The sequence below is a fragment of the Pyramidobacter sp. CG50-2 genome (genome assembly GCF_003612005.1).
GTDB lineage: Bacteria > Synergistota > Synergistia > Synergistales > Dethiosulfovibrionaceae > Pyramidobacter.
Genome location: NZ_RAWT01000055.1, coordinates 1 through 17,541 on the forward strand (window position 1 = coordinate 1; position 17,541 = coordinate 17,541).

The following is a 17,541-nucleotide window of genomic DNA, read 5'->3' on the forward strand; positions in this document are numbered from 1 at the left end:
GGGAGCAACGTCATCGGCGATAAGGCTTACGGTTCGCAAGCCATCAGAGAGTACATTACTTCTCGGGAGGGAAGTTACACTATCCCGCCGAAGAGCGATAATCCCGAACCGTGGTTTATAGATGAGCATGTTTACAAGGAACGACACTTGGTTGAATGTTTCTTTCAGAAAATCAAATGGTTCCGTAGAATTTTCACCCGCTATGACAAACTTGACGCTTCGTTTTTCGCTTTTGTTCTTGTTGCTGCCAGTGTTATTTTATTGAAATAATACAAGCTGAAATGTTTTTTAAACAAGCCCTAAATGCAAGCTTCTTTTAATTCAGATTTAATGCAACGGGGTACCGGATGTTGCGTTGCATTTACCTTGAAGAATTTCAAGATTCGGCAAATCGCGCAACTTTTCAAATTGGCGCTTGACACTTCTTCACCGCAGGGCTATAATGCCCAATGTCTTAAACGGGACGTAGCGCAGCCTGGCTAGCGTACCTGAATGGGGTTCAGGTGGTCGGAGGTTCGAATCCTCTCGTCCCGACCAGAAATTTCCAGCGGATGCCTCCGGCATCCGCTTTTTTCATAATCCGGGATTCGACCATGACACACACTTTCAACAACAAAATCAGCCTTGGGCAGAATTTCCTCAACAATCCCGCAGTCGCGCGCCGCTGCCTCGAAGCGGGCGCGCTCAATCCCGCGGACGTCGTTCTCGAAGTCGGCCCGGGGCAGGGAGCGCTCACCCGGGAGCTTTTGCAAAGCTCCTGCCGCTTCGTGCACGCGCTGGAGATCGACCGGCGGCTCGCGCCGTGGCTGGAACCGCTCCGGACCAGGCACCCCGACCGTTTCAAGATTTCCTGGGGCGACGCACTGTCCGTCGATTTAAGGCAGCTTTCCCCGCTTCCCACCAAGGTCCTGGCCAACATTCCCTACAACATCACGACCGACCTGATCTGGAAAATCCTCGCCGAGCTGGGGCCGAACCGCCTGGAACGGCTGATCCTTCTGGTGCAAAAAGAAGCCGCCGACCGCCTGAACGCGCCTCCGGCAACAAAAGGGCGGTCGCCGCTCGGGATCACGCTGGAACAGATGGGCGCGGTCAGGACGCTCATGAAAGTCTCGCCCGGCTCTTTCAATCCGCCGCCCAAAGTCTGGTCGGCGCTCATCTCAATCGCTCTTACAAAAAACTTCGACCTCGCCGCTTCCCCTCTGTGGCGGCGACTTCTGGCTGCGGCTTTTGCCCAGCGCCGCAAAAAGCTCGTCAACAATCTTGCGGCCGCCGGCTGCGACAAAAGCAGGCTCCCCGCAATTTTTGCGGCGGCCGGGATCGGCCTCGCGGCCAGGGCCGAAGAGCTGACCGCGCCCCAATGGCGCGCCCTTTTCCAGGAACTTGCGGCGGCCGAAAATTGAAGCCCGTACATACGAAGACGCGCGATGATCCGGGATCATCGCGCGTCCTGTTCGTTATCGGCTCCTTATTTTTCCGCGGACGGCCGCCGTTCGTTCAGCCAGGCTTCGATGGCGGCGACGAAGCGTTCGCCGTACTCCGCGGCCTTGCGCTCGCCGACGCCGGAAACTTCGAGGAATTCGTCGATGCTCCGCGGCATTTTTTCGCTCATGTCGGTCAGCGCGGCGTTCGTGAACACCATAAAGGCGGGCACGCCTTTGGCGCGGGCGATCTCGAAGCGCAGCGACTTGAGCCGCTCGTAAAGTTCCGGCTGAGAAGCGGATGTCATCTGCGCCTGCATGCGCTTCTTCTTTTCGCTGCGGGCGGCCCGGCTCTCGATCTGCGGCAGCGGCGCCGCGATATTTCTGCGGTCGCGCAGCACTTCCGCGGCCCGTTCGCCCAAGATCAGCCGCGGATACTGGCCCCCGGAACTGGCCAGATATTTTTCCTGCATCAAATAGAAGATGATGTCACGCAGACGCCGCTCGGAAACGTCCGCCATGATGCCGTACGTCGTCAGCCCGTCGAGGCCGTTCTCGTGCAGTTTGGCCGCTTTGCTGCCGCGCAGCACGTCCATGATGACTTTGACGCCCCAGGCTTCATGGGCGCGCTTCACGCAGGAGAGGATCTTCTGCGCGTCGATCGTGACGTCGACCTGTTCGAGAACTCTCTGGCAGTTGCCGCAGTTGTCGCAGCGCGACGGCGGCTCTTCGCCGAAGTACTTCAGAATATAGGCGCGCAGACAGCCGGAAGTAAAGCAGTAATCGATCATGCCTTTCAGACGGAGTCGCGCCAATTCCTGCAGTTCGCTCTGGTTCCGGTCGCCCGGCGCGGAATTTTCGCCCATGTGTTCGATGAAGAAAAGCTGCGTGCGCACGTCCTGCGCGCCGTAGAGCAGGATGCACCGTGCCGGTTCGCCGTCGCGGCCGGCCCGGCCCGCTTCCTGATAGTAACTTTCCATGTCGCCGGGCATGTTGTAGTGGACGACGTAGGAAACGTTCGACTTGTCGATGCCCATGCCGAAGGCGTTCGTCGCCACCATGACGCCGACGCGGTCGTTGATGAAGTCGTCCTGGCTGCGCGAGCGCTCGGCGTCGTCGAGCCCGGCGTGGTAGCGCGCGGCGGGAATGTTTCGGTCCCGAAGCATCTCGCATATTTCGTCCACGTTCTTCCGCGTGGCGCAGTACACGATCCCGCTGCGCCCGGAAAAGTCCTTGACGATGCGCAGCAGCTCCGCCCGGCGCTCGGACGGATGGCGCACTTCGTAAAAGAGATTCTTCCGGTCGAATCCCGTCACCACTTTGTACGGGCGTTCCAACCCCAGCAGGTCGACGACGTCTTCCCTGACTTCCGCCGTCGCCGTGGCCGTAAAGGCGCCGAGCACAGGACGTTTCGGCAGTTCGGAAATAAACGCCTTCACGTCCAGATAACTGGGTCGGAAATCCTGCCCCCATTTGGAGACGCAGTGCGCCTCGTCGACCGTCACGTAATCGAGCGGCGCGCTCCGCGCGAACTGCAGAAAGCCGCCCGTCAGCAAACGCTCGGGAGCGACGTAGATGATCTTGTACTGCCCGGCAGCCGCCTGGCCGAGGACGACGCGGATCTGCGCCGGCGTCAGCGAGCTGTTGATATAAGCGGCCTTGACTCCCATCTGTACGAGAGACATGACCTGGTCTTTCATCAGCGACACCAGCGGCGAGACGACCAGCGAGACGCCGCGCCCCAGAAGCGCCGGGATCTGGTAGCAGATGGACTTTCCCGCGCCGGTCGGCATCACGGCGAAAGTGTCCCGCCCGCCGATCAGCGCGTCGATCGTTTTTTCCTGGCCGGGGCGGAAGGAAGAGTAGCCAAAGTACCGTTTCAGGATTTTCAGCTTTTCGTCCACCGTTTTTCCGCCTCCGCTTCAAATGGTCTTCACGCCTATTCTACACCAGATATGAAAAAGGGGAGGCCCGTCGCGGGCCTCCCCTTTTCGCATTCAGTGCTGATCGTCTAAAACTTCCACGTCGCTTCCGGGGTTCGCCGCGCGCATCATCCTCTTGATCAGGTAGGCGCGGCTGATATAGCCTTCCATCACGCCGTCTTTGAGGACGGGAGCGACCTTGATGTGCCTGCGGATCATTTCCGCCGCGACGACGAAATCCGTCTCGTCAACATCGAAGGCGACGCAGCCGCGGTGCATGATGTCTTTCACCAGCTTTGCGCCGGCCGCGGCCAGACGCGCGGAGAACTGCCCGTAATCGGGAAGGAACGCCGAAGAGGGCAGCTTGGAGACATAATCCGGCAGCGCGGATTTGATGATGTCCTCTTCGCTGACGAAACCGAGGACATGACAATCCTCGTCGAGCACCGGGAGCCCTGTCATGTGATGCCGCAAAAGCGTTTCGATCGCTTCCGCCACGGTGTTCTCCTCGTGCAGCGCCGTGAGGTCGCGGTCCATTAACTCGCCGATTTTCACGATACTCAGCCCCTTTAACGATCGATTTTGAATGGTGTTCCCCGCACCATGATTCTACGACAATTTGCAGATCACGTACACCGCCGCGGAAGAAATGGACAGAGAGATCAACACGACGCGTAGACCGATCTTCATGAAATACCCGAAGGAAATGCCGACGTTGTTTTTCACGGCCAGATCGGCCATCACCGCATTGGCGGCCGCCCCCAGATAGCTGCCGTTGCCCCCGAGACAGGCGCCCAAAGCCAGCGCCCAGTACAGCGGCGTCGCCGGCATGCCGGTCGCCGAAGCGATTTCCGCGACGACGTAGACGAAGATCGCCGCAAAGGCCGCGCTGTTGATGAAGATGCAGGCAATGCCCGAGACCCAAAGGATCCCCAGCGCCATCAGCAGCGGCGAGTCGGAGAAAAGCGACGCGATGCCGTGCGCTATGGCGGTGATCACTCCGGTGGCGCGCAGCCCGCCGCCCATGACGAAAAGCGAGACGAAGTAAATGATCGTCGTCCAGCCCACTTCGTCGCGGATGATCGCCGCGTCGTCGATGCCGGTGATAATCAGAAGCACGGCCGCGGCCGTCAGGGCCGAAACCGAGGGCTCGACGCCGATCTGCTTCTGCAGCACGAACGCGGCCAGGACGAAGGAGATGACGATCAGCGCCTTGGTCATCAGCCGCCGGTCGGTGATCAGCTTCGACTCGTCGACCTGGTTCAGGCGGGCCGTCGCCTCGGCGTCCACGGCGCTCAGCTCGGCGCGGTAGCGGCGCTCCATATACAGCGTGACGGCCGCCCAGACAACCAGGGCGACAGGCGTCATCACTCCGATGAAGTCATTGAACGAGAGTCCGGCGATGGAGCCGATGATCATGTTGGGCGGATCGCCGATCAGCGTCCCCGTGCCGCCGATGGTCGAGGCAAAGCTCTCCACCATCAGAAACGGAAGCGGTTTGAGGCCGATCAGATCGCAGAGCGACAAGACGACCGGCGTCACCAGCAGGATCGTCGTGACGTTGTCGAGAAACGCCGAAAGGATCACCGTGATGAACGAGATCGACCAGAGGATCAGGCGCCCCCGGCCGCCGGTCACCTTCACGGCCTTGACGGCGATATACTGGAACACGCCGCACTTCGACAGAATCCCCACGACGATCATCATGCCCACGAGCAGACCGACTGTGTTGTGGTCGATCGCCACGACGATTTGATCGCCGGAAAGAAGGCCGCTCAGCGCCATCACCGAGGCGCCCAGCAGCGTGGCGGTCGTCGACTTTACCTTGCCGCTGGCGATCGCGGCGATGACGCCGACAAAGATGGATAGCGCCGCCCAAGCTCTGATGTCCATGTATCATGCCTCCTGAGCGAAATGATAATGCCAAGGCGTTTTTCCCCCTCGGCCGGTTTCGCCGCTCCGGGGAACATTACGTTTGGATTGCATAGCGCAGTATAGCTCAACCCCAAAAAAACGCAAGGCAAATAGCACATAAACAACACATTGCAAGTTACAAGCCAGCCCCTTGAATTCATCGTGCGTACGCAAACGCCCCGATGCGAACGGCAAAAGTATACCGACAGTCATAAAAACAGAACGAGAACGGCTTCTTCGGCCATTCCCGTTCTTCGGAGCGATCAGCTTTTGAACCAGATCCTTTTCATCAGCCCATAGGAAAGAGGGAGCAAATAGAGGTACGCGGCATACGGAAGAGCCCGCGCCGGGACTCCCAGCATCGCCAGCGGCACGGAACAGGCGATACACCACGGGATCAGCCCCGCCGTCACCACCGTCGAGTTGGCAATGTCCTGCGCCAGCTCCGCGCGACTGAGCCCCGAGCGTTCATAAGGGCTTTTCATCATTTGAGTCGTCATCATGATGCCGATCGTCTGATTGCAGAAAATCCCGTTGGCAATAACGCCGACCAGCGTCAACGCGGCAAAAGGACTCGTTCGGCGCATAAAGCCGACAAGGCGCCCCTGAAGGCCGTCGAGCATGTGCGTGCCGTCGAAAATCCCCGAATAGGTCCCGGAAATAAACAGGACGGCGCACATGTCGAGCATGGAACTCAGCCCGCCGCCGTTGAACAGCGCCGCCGCAGAGCCGGGCTCGGCGGAGAACCCAAAGGCGGCATATCGAAGCGAACCGCTCCAGGAAGCGTGCTGAAAACACACCGTGCAGCCCCAGGCACACGCGATGCTGGCAAGAAACGCATAAAGCGGCCGCACTTTCAGCAGTGGCATCACAAACATGATGACCGCGGGAACGATCACCCACGGCGTCAAATTGAAACTCTTCTCCAACGACAGGATCATGCCGCTGTCGGCGCGTGGCATCGGGTAAGCCAGAGAAAGAAGATAATAGAACAGACACGAACACCCGACCGCCGTCAGAGACGTTTTCATCATCAGCCTGATATTGTCGTAAAGCTCGGTTCCCGTCAACGACGCGACAAGATTTGCGCAGGACGATGCCGGCGAACAGCGATCGCCAAAGTAGATGCCGGACATGATGGCCCCTGCGGTGATCAGCTCGTTGGCCCCGCCGCCGCGGGCCAAAGCCATCAGGGCGACGCCGAGAGTGCCGGCGACGCCGAACGAGGTGCCGATCGCGTAGGACAATCCGCAGGAAAGCGCATAGGCGGCGAGGATAAACAGCGAAGGCCTGATCAGGCGCATTCCCCACGTTACCAGGAAAGCGAAAGTCCCCGCCGAACGCCACAGCCCCGTCAACATGCCGATCAACAGCAAAACGCGAATGACGATCAGAGAATTCTTCGCGCCCGGCCATGACATTTTCAACAGGACGCCAAGACGGTACCCCCGATGCAGCCCCACGGCGACAAAAGCGAAATAGCCGACGGTCATCGCCCAGAACATGGGCAGACGACAGCCGAGCCCCACCGCCATCGCTCCTGCGAAAAAGACGAACGCTACGACAAGATCCATCCCGGCACCTCTGTAATAACGACTCGATCACTGAAGAATCTGATTCTAAAAATTGCCACGGGGAGTGTCAACTGTTTTATACTTAAGCCCGCGCTTTTCTTAACGCCGCGCGGCGCTGCCGACATTCCGCCTCATGCAGCCCGCGGATCTATGATACAATATTATTCACATTTTACGGAACGACTTCAACGCCTCGTTCATCCCTTCACGACAATTCGGAGGCCCCTTCATGGATAAAGAACCGATTCCCCTGCTCCCCCGCTGGAGCACCCTGCTTTTCCTGCGCCGTTTTATCGCGCAGCCGGGACAGATCGGCAGCGTCGCGCCCAGTTCTCACTTTCTCGTTCAGGAGATGCTCAAACTCACGGACTGGGCCGCAGTGACCGACGTTGCCGAACTCGGCGCCGGCACCGGAGTTGTCACGGAAGCGCTCCTCAGGAAAATCTCTCCCGATGCCTGTCTTTCCGTCTTCGAACTGGACCGGAAACTGCGCGAAAAAATCGAAAACAGATTTAAGATCGCCGTGTTCCCAGATGCCTGCGACCTCGCGCAGGTCATCAGGCCACGTTCGCTGGACGTGATCATTTCCAGCCTTCCCTGGACAACGCTCCCAAGAGAAGTTTCCGGCAAAATCCTCCAGGGCGTGGTGGCATGCTTAAAACCCAGCGGCCAATTCATCGCCTATCAATATTCCCGACAAATGCACCGTCTTTTCTGCCATCTTTTCGAATCGGTCAGAATCTCGTTCGTGCTCCGCAACATCCCGCCGGCGTTCGTCTACGATTGCCACACGCCGCAAAACCGCGCCGAGGAAAAGGCGGCGCTTTTTTTCGCGCACAGGCTCAGTGAACGCCATAATCTTTCGCAATGACCGCTCCTGCCCGACGGTGCGGTGCTCTGCCATTTTGTGCGCTCGCCTTGCTCCCGCCGCGCACAATTCGAAAAATCGTTTCTCTGGCCGGACGAATGCCTCGCATTCGCCCGGCTTTTCTGAGCCGAGACAGAACGAACGCTTCGAAATTCCTCCTGAGATCATTCACGTGCGCCGCTCAAAGATATATTAAAGGCTTTATAAATATTTATCGCCGCAAAGCAAAAAGCTGGATAATATATAGTTATTTTTCATCTAAAATCAGCAAACGCCAATAATTACAGTAGCGGTCAATATTCATAACTTATGAGCAAGACATGTATACACATAAACGCACTGGACTCACCAGGAAAGAGTGTTAAAATAAAATTGTGATTGATGTAGCATGTGTTCGGTTTGAAGCGGTATTTTACCGCTAAATCTCAGGAGGTGTTTTGCTATGGCTTTGGTAAAACGTAAGTCTGACAATGTACTCCTTCGCACGGCACTCGAGAACTTCTACGGCGCAGCTGAGGAAATGGGGCTTGACGAGGGGATCACCGACATCCTCGCCCATTCCGAGCGCAAGACCTGCGTCTCCGTCCCCGTTGAAATGGACGACGGTTCCATCAAGGTCTTCGAAGGTTTCCGCGTCGCTCACAACAGCGCCGTCGGCCCCGCCAAGGGCGGCGTGCGTTTCCATCAGGACGTGTGCCTTGACGAGTGCGAAGCTCTCGCTTTCATGATGACGTGGAAGTGCTCGCTGGCCGGCATCCCTTACGGCGGCGGCAAGGGCGGCGTGCGCGTCGACGCGCTGAAGCTCTCCAAGAAGGAGCTCGAGCGCCTGAGCCGCACCTATGCGGCCCGCATCGAACCGGTCGTCGGCGCCTGGACGGACGTTCCCGCGCCCGACGTGAACACCAACGGTCAGGTCATGACCTGGTTCATGGACACCATCAGCCGCATGCGCGGTCGTCTCGAACCGGCGATCTTCACCGGCAAGCCCATTCCCCTCTGGGGTTCCAAGGGCCGCAACGCGGCCACCGGCCTTGGCGTCGCCACCTGCGCCATCGAATTCATGAAGGCCCTCGGCAAGGACATCAAGGGCATGAAGTGCGCCGTGATGGGATTCGGCAACGTCGGGTCCTTCGCCGCCAAGACCCTCGCCGAAGCCGGCGCCAAGGTCGTCGCCATCAGCGACATCACCGGCGTTTACTACAATGAGAACGGCATCGACATCGCCAAGGCGTTCAAACTGATCGCTTCCAACCCCAAGAAACTCCTGACGGGTCTTGACAAGGAACCGGGCGTCACGATGATCGATTCCATCCAGACGTGCGATTGCGACATCTTCCTGCCCTGCGCGCTGGAAGGCGTCATCACCGAGAAGAACGCCGGCGACATCAAGGCCAAGTACATCGTCGAAGGCGCGAACGGCCCCACCACGCCCGAAGGCGACAAGATCCTCGATCAGAAAGGCATCCTCGTCGTTCCCGACTTCCTCGCCAACTCCGGCGGCGTGATCGGATCCTACTTCGAGTGGTGCCAGGATCTCGGCGGTTTCTTCTGGTCCGAAGAGGACTACAACAACCGTCTGCTGAGCATCATGAAGGACAATTTCAAGAAGGTCTGGGACTACGCTCAGACGCACAACGTGAAGATGCGCCGCGCGGCGTTCCTGGCCGCCATCAAACGCGTCGCCGACGCCACGGAAATGCGCGGAGTGTATCTCTAGGTTTTACGGTTCCTCCGTCGTGAGTTATCACTATACCGAAGCAACAAAAAAGGACTGCTGAAAAGCAGTCCTTTTTTGTTGCTTATCATTGCCTCAGCGCTTCAAGAAAAGCGTCTTCACGTCGATCTCCTTGTCGATCATGCCGTTGTCGAGCAGAAACTGTTCCGTTTTCTTCAGGTCTTCGACGTCTTTTTCGGAGACGTCCATGGCGAAATCGTACATGGGGAACATTTCCTCCACGGCTTCCACGCTCAGGCCGGTCGCCTCGGCCGTCATCTTCATGGCTTCATCGTGATTTTCGGCGATGAACTGCAGGACCGAGCGCTGCGCCCTCTCGAACGTTTCGACCAACTCTTTGTTCTCGTCGTAGAATTTCTGGCTGGTGGCCGTGGCGATGAGTGCCGCGATCAGTCCGTCGCCGTCGGTGATCAGATGTTTGCCCGACTTCATGCAGTTGTAGGCGCTGGGGCCGGCCTGCAGCGCCGCGTCGATTGTGCCGCCTTCGAGGGCGGCCAGCGCCGCGGGGATCCCCATGTTGACGAATTTGACGTCGTCGATGGTCAGGCCGCCGGTTTTGAGGTATGCGACCAGCAATTCATGCAAATTGGTGCCTTTGGGACCGGCGACGGTCTTGCCCTTCAGCGCCGCCGGCGAATCGATGGCCGCGTCGTTGGAGAACAGCATGAACGCCTTGGGCGAACGGCTGTACATGCTGATGATCTTGACGTCGGCGCCGTTGGCCGCCGCCAGGATGACCGAGGTGCCGCCGACGGCGTTGAGGATCTGCAGGTCGCCGGAAGCGAGGGCCGCCGTCTGCTGCGGTCCGGCGGTCAGGTTGGCGTAGTTCACCGGCAGGCCCAGTTCTTTGAAGTACGAGGCAAAGCTGCCCCGCGCTTTCTCGACGATGGAAGGCACGTTCAGCGGCGACTGCACGTAGGTGAAGTTCATCGACTCGACCGTGCGGGCCAAACTCGCCGTCCTCAAGCCGCCGACATTCAGCGCCAACGAACAGATCCCGATGAACGCAAGACGCTTCGCCACAGAAAACAATCCCATGAAAACTCCTCCTTAAAAATATAATTTAAACTGTGATTGCACAAATTTCGACTGCGCTTAGGTGCGCGTTGCCCATACAGGATTTTCGCTCACAAAGGTAAAAATTGCAACAGCGCCAACGAACGATTCCCCTTCGCCCTTTTTCGGTTTTCCGGTCATTTTTATCTGTTGGATCTCACTTGGAATCACTGACTATCTGCGCTATAATGTTTACGTTCCATCTGGCGTCTCATCTCAATCATTTCAGAAAGGATGTTTCGGTGATGAAAAAGTTTGCTGCACTCGTTCTGTTGTTGGGGCTGACGGCTCTGCCCGCAAGCGCGGCGGAGATCAACGCCTACTCGATCATGCCGGAGAAGTACGTTTCCAAGGTGACTCAGGCGTTCGAGCAGGAGACGGGGATCCACGTCAATTTCCTGCGTTTGTCTTCCGGCGAGGCCAAGACGCGCCTCGAAGCCGAGAAGAACAATCCTCAGGTCGACGTGCTGATCGGCGGACCGGCCGATACCTATGAAGCGATCGTCACGCAGGGCGTCTTCGAGAAGTACCTGCCTCAGGGCGTCGAGGCGATCCCCGCCAAGTTCCGCAGCGCGGACGGCTACTGGACGGGCATCGGCATCATCCCGCTGTGCTTCCTGACGAACGAGGATTTCCTCAAGAAGAACGAGATGCAGGCTCCCGCGACCTGGAACGATCTGCTCGATCCCAGATACAAGAACGGTCTGCAGATGGCCGACGCCCGCACGTCCGGCACGGCGACGGAGCGTATTTTCTCGCTGGTGAAGATCATGGGCGAAGACGAAGCTTTCAAGTATCAGAAGAAGCTGCACGCCAACATCCAGATGTACACGAAGAGCGGCGCGGGCGGCGCCATGCCGATCGCGACCGGTCAGTGCGCTTCCGGCATTTTCTACATCGTCGACGCGCTCGACATCCAGCAGCAGGGCTACCCCGTGGTGATCAGCTATCCCAAGGATGGCGTGTCCTACGGCATCGAAGGCTGCGGCGTCGTGCACGGAGCCAAGAACCTCGAGGACGCCAAGAAGTTCGCCGACTGGATGGTCAGCAAGAGCTTTGCCGATTTCATCGTCGCCAACAAGATCAACTACGTTCCCACCCGCACCGACGTCACAACCGACAACCCTCTGCTCGATCTGAACGCGATCAACCTTGTCGAGACCGACGTGGCATGGAAGGGCGCCAAGCGCGACGAGTTCGTGGAGCGCTGGAAGAACGAGGTCATCAAGTAGCGCGGCAATTTATCCGGGGCTCCTCGCGGAGCCCCTTTTTTTGACGGTCCGGCAGGCTGCCGCTCCATCGGACGCAGCCCGTACGTGATATTTCGACTGAAGCAGGTGAAAAACTTTGACGCACAGTCTTTCTACTCGCCCCCGTTTGGATCCCGCCACTCGGGCCGTGATCGCCGCGCTCTGGATCGCTCTGGGGATTTTCGTGGTCTATCCGGCTCTTCGTCTGCTGTGGATCGCGTTCTGGGTCGACGGCAGATTCACCCTTGCCAATCTCGCGCCGGTCCTCACCAATTGGTACGACCGGCAGGCGCTGATCAACAGCTTGCTGCTGGGCGGCTGCGTGGCCGTTTCCGGCACGGTCTTGGGCTTTGTTTTCGCTTACGCGGTGACGCGCCTTTCTCTGCCGGGCTGGTTCAAATGGCTGCTCTCCATTATTTCCATGCTGCCGCTGATCTCGCCGCCTTTTACCAGCAGCATCGCGCTGACACTCTCTCTGGGGCCGAACGGCCTTCTGATCAAGCTGCTCGGGCTCGAAAACTTCAACTTCTACGGCTTCTGGGGCACGTTCCTCTCGGAAACGCTCACGTTCTACCCCGTCGCCTTCATGACGCTGACGACGATCCTCAGCCGCATCGACTCCAATCTGGAGGACGCGGCCTATTCGATGGGGGCTTCGCCGCTGCGGGTCTTCCGCACGGTGACGCTGCCGCTGTCGGCGCCGGGGCTGGCGAACGCCTTTCTGCTCGTCTTCGCCTGCTCGCTGGCGGACTTCGCCACGCCGCTGGTCCTGGCCGGGCACGCGTTTCCCGTGCTGCCGACGCAGGCGTATCTGCAGATCACGGGCATGTACGACCTCAAGGGCGGCGCGGCGCTCTCCTTCGTGCTGCTGGTGCCCGCGCTCGTCGTCTACGCGCTCCAGTACTGCTGGCTGAGCAAAAAAAGTTTCGTGACCATCTCGGGCAAGGCCGGCGGCCGCAGCAGCGTGAAAGGGCCGGGGCCGTTTCCCGCGGCCTGCATCATCGGCCTGATCGCGGCGGTAATGACCTTCGTCGTCTACATCTACGCGCTGATTTTCTGGGGCTCGATCGTCAAGGTCTGGGGCATCAACAACGCGCTGACGTCGGAAAACTACGCCTACGTGTTCAACTTCGGGCGCAAGGCCATCAAGGACACGCTGATCATCGCCTGCATCGGCACGCCGCTGGGCGGCCTGCTCGCCGTTCTGGTCGGCTACGCCACAGAACGTCTGAAGGTCAAAGGGCATAAGACGCTGGAGACGGTCTCGCTGCTCAACTTCGCGCTGCCGGGCACGGTGGTCGGCATCGCCTACGTGATCGCCTTCAACGACAAGCCGCTGGTGCTGACGGGCACGGTTTCGATCCTTGTCGCTTCCTACGTGTTCCGCTATTCCTCCGCCGGTATCCGCAACGTCGTCGCCTCGCTGCAGCAGATCGACCCGTCCATCGAAGAGGCCTCGGCGAGTCTGGGGGCTTCCTCGGCGCGGACGTTCCGCAAGGTGACGCTGCCGCTGGTGCTCCCCGCCATACTGGCCGGCATGCGCTACCTGTTCATCCACTCCATGACGGCGATCAGCGCCACCATCTTCCTGGTCTCCGTGCGCTGGAGCCTGATCACGACGCGTATCCTCGAGTGCATGACCGAACTTCAGTTCGCGCAGGCGTGCGCCTTTTCGATCGTGCTGATCGTGCTTGTTTTTATCGCCAGCGGCGTGATGGCGCTTCTGGCCCGGCTTCTGTGCCGCACCGGCAATGCGGGAGGAGGAATTCGCTGATGTCCGTTTCACTGACTCTGAACGATATCAATAAAGTTTTCATGAAGGACGGAGAAAAATTTCACGCTGTCCAAAACGTTAATCTTTCGGTCACCACGGGAGAGTTTCTGACCTTCCTCGGCCCGTCCGGCTGCGGCAAGACCACGACGCTGCGCATGGTCGCCGGCTTTGAGATCCCCACCTCGGGGCAGATCCTCATGGGCGACGCGGACATCACCACCATGCCGGCCAACGAGCGCAACATCGGCTTCGTCTTCCAGAACTACGCGCTGTTCCCGCACATGAAGATCTTCGAGAACGTCGCCTACGGGCTCAAAGTCCGCGGCCTCGGCCGCTCCGAGATCGCCAAGAAAGTGCGCGAAGGGCTGGCGCTCGTGGGACTGGAAAAAGCCGAAGACCGCTATCCCAACCAGCTTTCCGGCGGCGAACAGCAGCGCGTGGCGCTGGCGCGCGTTCTCGTCCTGCGTCCCAAACTGCTGCTGATGGACGAGCCGCTTTCCAACCTCGACGCCAAGCTGCGGATCCACATGCGCGCGGAGATCCGCCGCATCCAGCAGGAACTGGGGCTGACCTGTCTCTACGTCACCCACGACCAGAAAGAAGCCCTGACCATGTCGGACCGCATCATGGTTATGAACCGCGGCCGCATCGAGCAGGTCGGCACACCTATGGACATCTACGCCGATCCGGCCTCGCCGTTCGTCGCCGACTTCATCGGCCAGGCCAACTTGATCCCCGGCGTCCTCGCCGCGGCCGAGGGCGACATGGGCGTCTTTGAAATTGCGGGCTGCCAGGTCAGGGCGCGACTCGGCAAACAGAACCCGCCGCAGGTCGGAAAGGACGCCCTGCTGATCGTACGCCCCGAGAACCTCAGCCTGGAAGGACAGGAGAACAGCCTGCCGATCCGCGTCTTGCGCTGCCTCTTCGAGGGCGATCGACTCGACTATCACGCCGAACTGGCGGTCGGCGATCCGTGCCCCGTCCTGAGCCTGTCCGTTCCCTTCCTGCCCGGCACCCAGATCTGCGCCGGCGGTGCCAGCGCCCAGGCCTCGTTCGATCCTCGCGGCGCCGTGATCATCGACACTCCCCGCCAGTAAACCGCAAAACACAACACAAAACTCTATATGGAAAAGGCGCGGCGATCGAAATCAATGATCGTCGCGCCTTTTCCGTATCGCTGTTTCAGTTTTTTCTCCGCTGCGGAAGCGGCGTCATTTTTCTTGCTTTTGCATTTCTCCGCTTCTCCGCGTCAGTTCTTGTTTCCGTTTTTACTTGATTTTGCCCGAAGCGCGAAGCAGACGCTCCAAGCGCTCCATCCGCTCCTGCATTTCCTTCTGCGAAGCCTTCATCTCCGCGATCTCCTCGGCCTGACGAGAGTTGGTCTTCTCCATCGAAGCGACCTGAGCCTGCAGCTGAGCGTTCTCCTTCTGCATCACGTAGACGCTGTTCATGGGGCCCTTGCGGTAGCGCGCGGGGATCCCTTCCTTGTCTTCCTTCCTGCCGATCTTCCACGTCAGACCGGCGTTGGCCATCGACTCGCCGTGGTGCGAGACCGACACGCCGGCGTGGACCATGAAGTCTTCCTTCACGTAGTGCGCAAAGCCGAGGGCCAGGGCGTATTCGCCCTTGTACGCTCCGAAGCCGGCCATGATCTGGCTGGGCTCGACGGGGTCGTACTGCATCGGTTTCAAGGCGCTCAGCGCGGAGCCGAGCGCGCCGGTGGTCTTGATGCTGCCTCTCAGTTCGCCCATCTGGTTGTAGACGTTGCCGAACTGTTTGTCTACGGCGCTCAAGGCGTCGCCGACGGTGTTGTAGCTGCCGCCGTTCACGTACTTGAACTTGTAGGTGGGCGCGCTGATGGAGTCGTCGGGGTTGACGGATGAGCCGCCGCCGAGGTGGGCAGCGACGCTGCTTGAGGTCTTCCACAGCTGCGCGCCGTTGATCGCGTCGCCGCTGGTCTGGCTCACGGTCCCGGCTTTGACGTTTTCGATCTTGTTGCCCGTCGCGTCGAAGCCTCTCGCTGTCACTTTGCCGGCAAAATTCGGAGCGTCGACGACGGAGATCTTGATGGCGCCGCTGTCGTCGCTCAGCTTGATGTTGCTGCCTTTCTTGAAGTTGAGGACGTTGTCGGTCTTGCTGACGGTTTTCACTTTCACGCCGTCGATCTGGGCGTCCCAGCTCTTCAGTGTGTCGGTGGAGATGGCGGCGATCTTGTCGTCCACGGCCTTGAGCTGGTCTTCGGTAGCCGCCTGGCCGGAGGTGATGCTCAAGGGGTTCCAGGCGGTGTTGCTCAGGCCGTTGATGGTGCCTTTGTCGTCCTTGTTGATGGTGAGCTTGTTTGCCGTCCCGGTCACGTCGAATTTCAGCTCGTTCTTGAGGGCGACGACAACTTTGCCGCCGTCGACTCTGGTCTCGGTGTTCCTGCCGTCGCCGGCGACGTGGAGGGTCTCGCCGAGTTTCCTGTTGACGGTGTTGGTATCGTCGGCTTTGAAGGTGAGCCCCTTGTTCACCGTGGTGCTGGTCTGGTCGATCTTGTTCTCCACGGCCTTGAGCTGGCCGTAGTTGACTGCGTCGGTCGCGGCGGCGCCGTTGGCGACGCCGTGGACGACCTGGCCGCCCATGTTCACGCTGGTCTTGGTGATGACGGGGCCGCCGGTAATCGTCAGACCGCTGCCGTTAAGCAGAGTGTCGCCGATGGTCAGGCTGCCGGCTGCCGTCAGATTGAGGTTCCGCGCCAGTTTCACTTTCAGTTCGCCGTTGGCGGGATCGGTGATTACGCCGATATTGTCGTCCGCAAGTTTCGAGACGTCCGCTCCGCCGCTGATCTTCAGGGTCTCTCCGAGTTTTCTGCCGACGGAGGTCCCGCTGTCGCCGGCGAACTTCAGACCTTTGTCGGTCAGGGTGGTCTGTGAAGCGGCAATCGCGTCTTTCACGTCTTTGATGTTGGCGGCGTTGGTTTCTGTGGTGCCGCCGCTGGCGACGTTGGTGATCTGGTGGTTGCCGTTGTTCAATCCGGCGTCCGTCAGGCTCACGGTCTTGGTCGGATCCAACGCGTTGGTGATGGTCAGGCCGCCGGCGTTCAGGACGCTGCTGCCGCTGGTCACGCTGCCGGAGCTTCCCAGGTTCAGGTTCTGCGCGAGCTGGATTTTCAGCTTCCCGCCGACGTTGTTCACGCCGATGTTGCCGTCGGTCAGTTTGGTTGCGTCCGCGCCGCTGACGATGTCAAGGCGCGTGTTCAGTTTCTTCGCGATGATTTTGCTCGCGTCGCCCTGGCCGTCGTCGCCGGCGTACTTCAGGCCGTCGTCGAGGGTGGCCACTTCGTGACTCGTGCCGTTCTTGTCTTCGTACACGATACGGGTCAGGGTCGTTCCGTCGAGGCCGGGGGCTCCGTCTTTCACGTGGATGTCGGCGCTGGCTCCGTCTTTCCCGGTCAGGCCGATATGGCCGTCGACGCCGTTCTGTCCCGTGGGGCCCTCGCTCCAGATGGTCACGCCGTCTTTGCCGTTGGCTCCCGCCACTCCGATCTTGCCGTCCTTGCCGTCTTTGCCGACGATGACGCTTGCGGCTTTCAGGTCTTTGTTCAGCAGGATGTCGATGGTGGTGTTGCCGGCAGTATCCTGGGCGATCTTGGTCTTGACGTTCTCGCCGGAATACTTGTCGTCGGTTTCGGTTCCGGCGCCTTGGATCTTTATCGTGCTGCCGAGTTTGTTCGTCTGCACTCCGCCGACGTTCGCGTCGAATTTCAGGCCGGCGGTGACGAGCGGGTTCGTGATGTTGGTGATGGCGTTATTCAGCGCGGTCGTATCCAGATTGTACTTCACGCCGTCGGCCGTCATGGCGGACTTGATGTAGGTTCCGTCGCCTTCGAACTTCACGGTCGGTTCGGTGTCCTTGGCCAGCGTCACGGTCTTTTTCGTGCCCGTTTCCGCGGTCACGCCGAACTTGGCGCTGATGTTCGTCACCGGATTGCTGGTGGTGGTGTTGATCTGGTTGATGACGTCGCCGGTGATGTTCTGCACGAGCTTGG

13 protein-coding genes and 1 tRNA gene are annotated in these 17,541 nt (G+C 59.5%); 8 read left to right on the forward strand and 6 right to left on the reverse strand.

The genetic code is table 11. The annotated features are described in order from the left end of the window. The 3 genes from D7D26_RS10185 to rsmA all read left to right on the forward strand — a co-directional run. On the forward strand, positions 1-270 hold a 270-nt coding region (locus D7D26_RS10185; protein ID WP_147413033.1), incomplete at its 5' end, for a transposase. 189 nt (positions 271-459) lie between these two features. Beyond that, positions 460-537: transfer RNA gene (locus tag D7D26_RS10190), tRNA-Pro, on the forward strand. A gap of 56 nt (positions 538-593) precedes the next feature. Further along, the gene (gene rsmA / locus D7D26_RS10195; protein WP_120372965.1) at positions 594-1,403 is read left to right on the forward strand and encodes a 16S rRNA (adenine(1518)-N(6)/adenine(1519)-N(6))-dimethyltransferase RsmA; all 810 of its coding nucleotides are present in this window, start codon (positions 594-596) and stop codon (positions 1,401-1,403) included. 65 nt (positions 1,404-1,468) lie between these two features. Here rsmA and recQ read toward each other — a convergent pair whose 3' ends face one another. The 4 genes from recQ to D7D26_RS10215 form a co-directional block, all read right to left on the reverse strand. Continuing rightward, the gene (gene recQ / locus D7D26_RS10200) at positions 1,469-3,325 is read right to left on the reverse strand and encodes a DNA helicase RecQ (protein WP_120372966.1); all 1,857 of its coding nucleotides are present in this window, start codon (positions 3,323-3,325) and stop codon (positions 1,469-1,471) included. A gap of 93 nt (positions 3,326-3,418) precedes the next feature. After that, the gene (locus D7D26_RS10205) at positions 3,419-3,898 is read right to left on the reverse strand and encodes a CBS domain-containing protein (protein WP_120372967.1); all 480 of its coding nucleotides are present in this window, start codon (positions 3,896-3,898) and stop codon (positions 3,419-3,421) included. Positions 3,899-3,952: 54 nt separating this feature from the next. Next, a complete protein-coding gene (locus tag D7D26_RS10210; protein WP_120372968.1) occupies positions 3,953-5,236 on the reverse strand; it encodes an SLC13 family permease in 1,284 nt (427 codons plus the stop codon). Between the two features lie 284 nt (positions 5,237-5,520). Continuing rightward, the gene (locus D7D26_RS10215) at positions 5,521-6,831 is read right to left on the reverse strand and encodes a Na+/H+ antiporter NhaC family protein (protein WP_120372969.1); all 1,311 of its coding nucleotides are present in this window, start codon (positions 6,829-6,831) and stop codon (positions 5,521-5,523) included. A gap of 229 nt (positions 6,832-7,060) precedes the next feature. On the opposite strand from D7D26_RS10215, the gene D7D26_RS10220 reads away from it, so the two are divergent. Next, on the forward strand, positions 7,061-7,702 hold the full coding sequence (locus D7D26_RS10220; protein ID WP_120372970.1) for a class I SAM-dependent methyltransferase: 642 nt from the start codon (positions 7,061-7,063) through the stop codon (positions 7,700-7,702). 439 nt (positions 7,703-8,141) lie between these two features. Then, positions 8,142-9,416, forward strand: a complete 1,275-nt coding sequence (locus D7D26_RS10225; protein WP_078017080.1) for a Glu/Leu/Phe/Val family dehydrogenase — start codon at positions 8,142-8,144, stop codon at positions 9,414-9,416. Between the two features lie 93 nt (positions 9,417-9,509). Here the strand turns inward: D7D26_RS10225 and D7D26_RS10230 are convergent, their stop codons facing one another. Beyond that, complete coding sequence (locus D7D26_RS10230; protein WP_120372971.1) at positions 9,510-10,472, reverse strand: ABC transporter substrate-binding protein; 963 nt, start codon at positions 10,470-10,472, stop codon at positions 9,510-9,512. 263 nt (positions 10,473-10,735) lie between these two features. Between D7D26_RS10230 and D7D26_RS10235 the strand changes: the two genes are divergently transcribed. From D7D26_RS10235 to D7D26_RS10245, 3 genes are all read left to right on the forward strand, one after another. Further along, positions 10,736-11,722: an ABC transporter substrate-binding protein gene (locus D7D26_RS10235; RefSeq protein WP_078017082.1), complete on the forward strand. Its 987-nt coding sequence runs from the start codon at positions 10,736-10,738 to the stop codon at positions 11,720-11,722. 145 nt (positions 11,723-11,867) lie between these two features. Beyond that, positions 11,868-13,514, forward strand: coding sequence for an ABC transporter permease (locus D7D26_RS10240; protein WP_120372972.1), 1,647 nt, complete (start codon positions 11,868-11,870; stop codon positions 13,512-13,514). Next, positions 13,514-14,611 (forward strand): ABC transporter ATP-binding protein, encoded by a 1,098-nt coding sequence (locus D7D26_RS10245; protein WP_120372973.1) that lies wholly within the window; start codon positions 13,514-13,516, stop codon positions 14,609-14,611. Before D7D26_RS10240 ends, D7D26_RS10245 begins: the two co-directional genes overlap by 1 nt. A 171-nt stretch (positions 14,612-14,782) precedes the next feature. On the opposite strand, the gene D7D26_RS10250 is transcribed toward D7D26_RS10245, so the two are convergent. Continuing rightward, a partial coding sequence (locus D7D26_RS10250) for a YadA C-terminal domain-containing protein (protein ID WP_199674770.1) occupies positions 14,783-17,541 on the reverse strand: 2,759 nt, incomplete at its 5' end.

Excerpts from the sequence above, each read along its gene's own strand:
- D7D26_RS10230 (WP_120372971.1), bottom strand. The coding sequence starts at position 10,472 with ATGGGATTGTTTTCTGTGGCGAAGCGTCTTGCGTTCATCGGGATCTGT.
- rsmA (WP_120372965.1), top strand. The coding sequence starts at position 594 with ATGACACACACTTTCAACAACAAAATCAGCCTTGGGCAGAATTTCCTC.
- D7D26_RS10225 (WP_078017080.1), top strand. The coding sequence starts at position 8,142 with ATGGCTTTGGTAAAACGTAAGTCTGACAATGTACTCCTTCGCACGGCA.
- D7D26_RS10220 (WP_120372970.1), top strand. The coding sequence starts at position 7,061 with ATGGATAAAGAACCGATTCCCCTGCTCCCCCGCTGGAGCACCCTGCTT.
- D7D26_RS10245 (WP_120372973.1), top strand. The coding sequence starts at position 13,514 with ATGTCCGTTTCACTGACTCTGAACGATATCAATAAAGTTTTCATGAAG.
- D7D26_RS10235 (WP_078017082.1), top strand. The coding sequence starts at position 10,736 with ATGAAAAAGTTTGCTGCACTCGTTCTGTTGTTGGGGCTGACGGCTCTG.
- D7D26_RS10210 (WP_120372968.1), bottom strand. The coding sequence starts at position 5,236 with ATGGACATCAGAGCTTGGGCGGCGCTATCCATCTTTGTCGGCGTCATC.
- D7D26_RS10215 (WP_120372969.1), bottom strand. The coding sequence starts at position 6,831 with ATGGATCTTGTCGTAGCGTTCGTCTTTTTCGCAGGAGCGATGGCGGTG.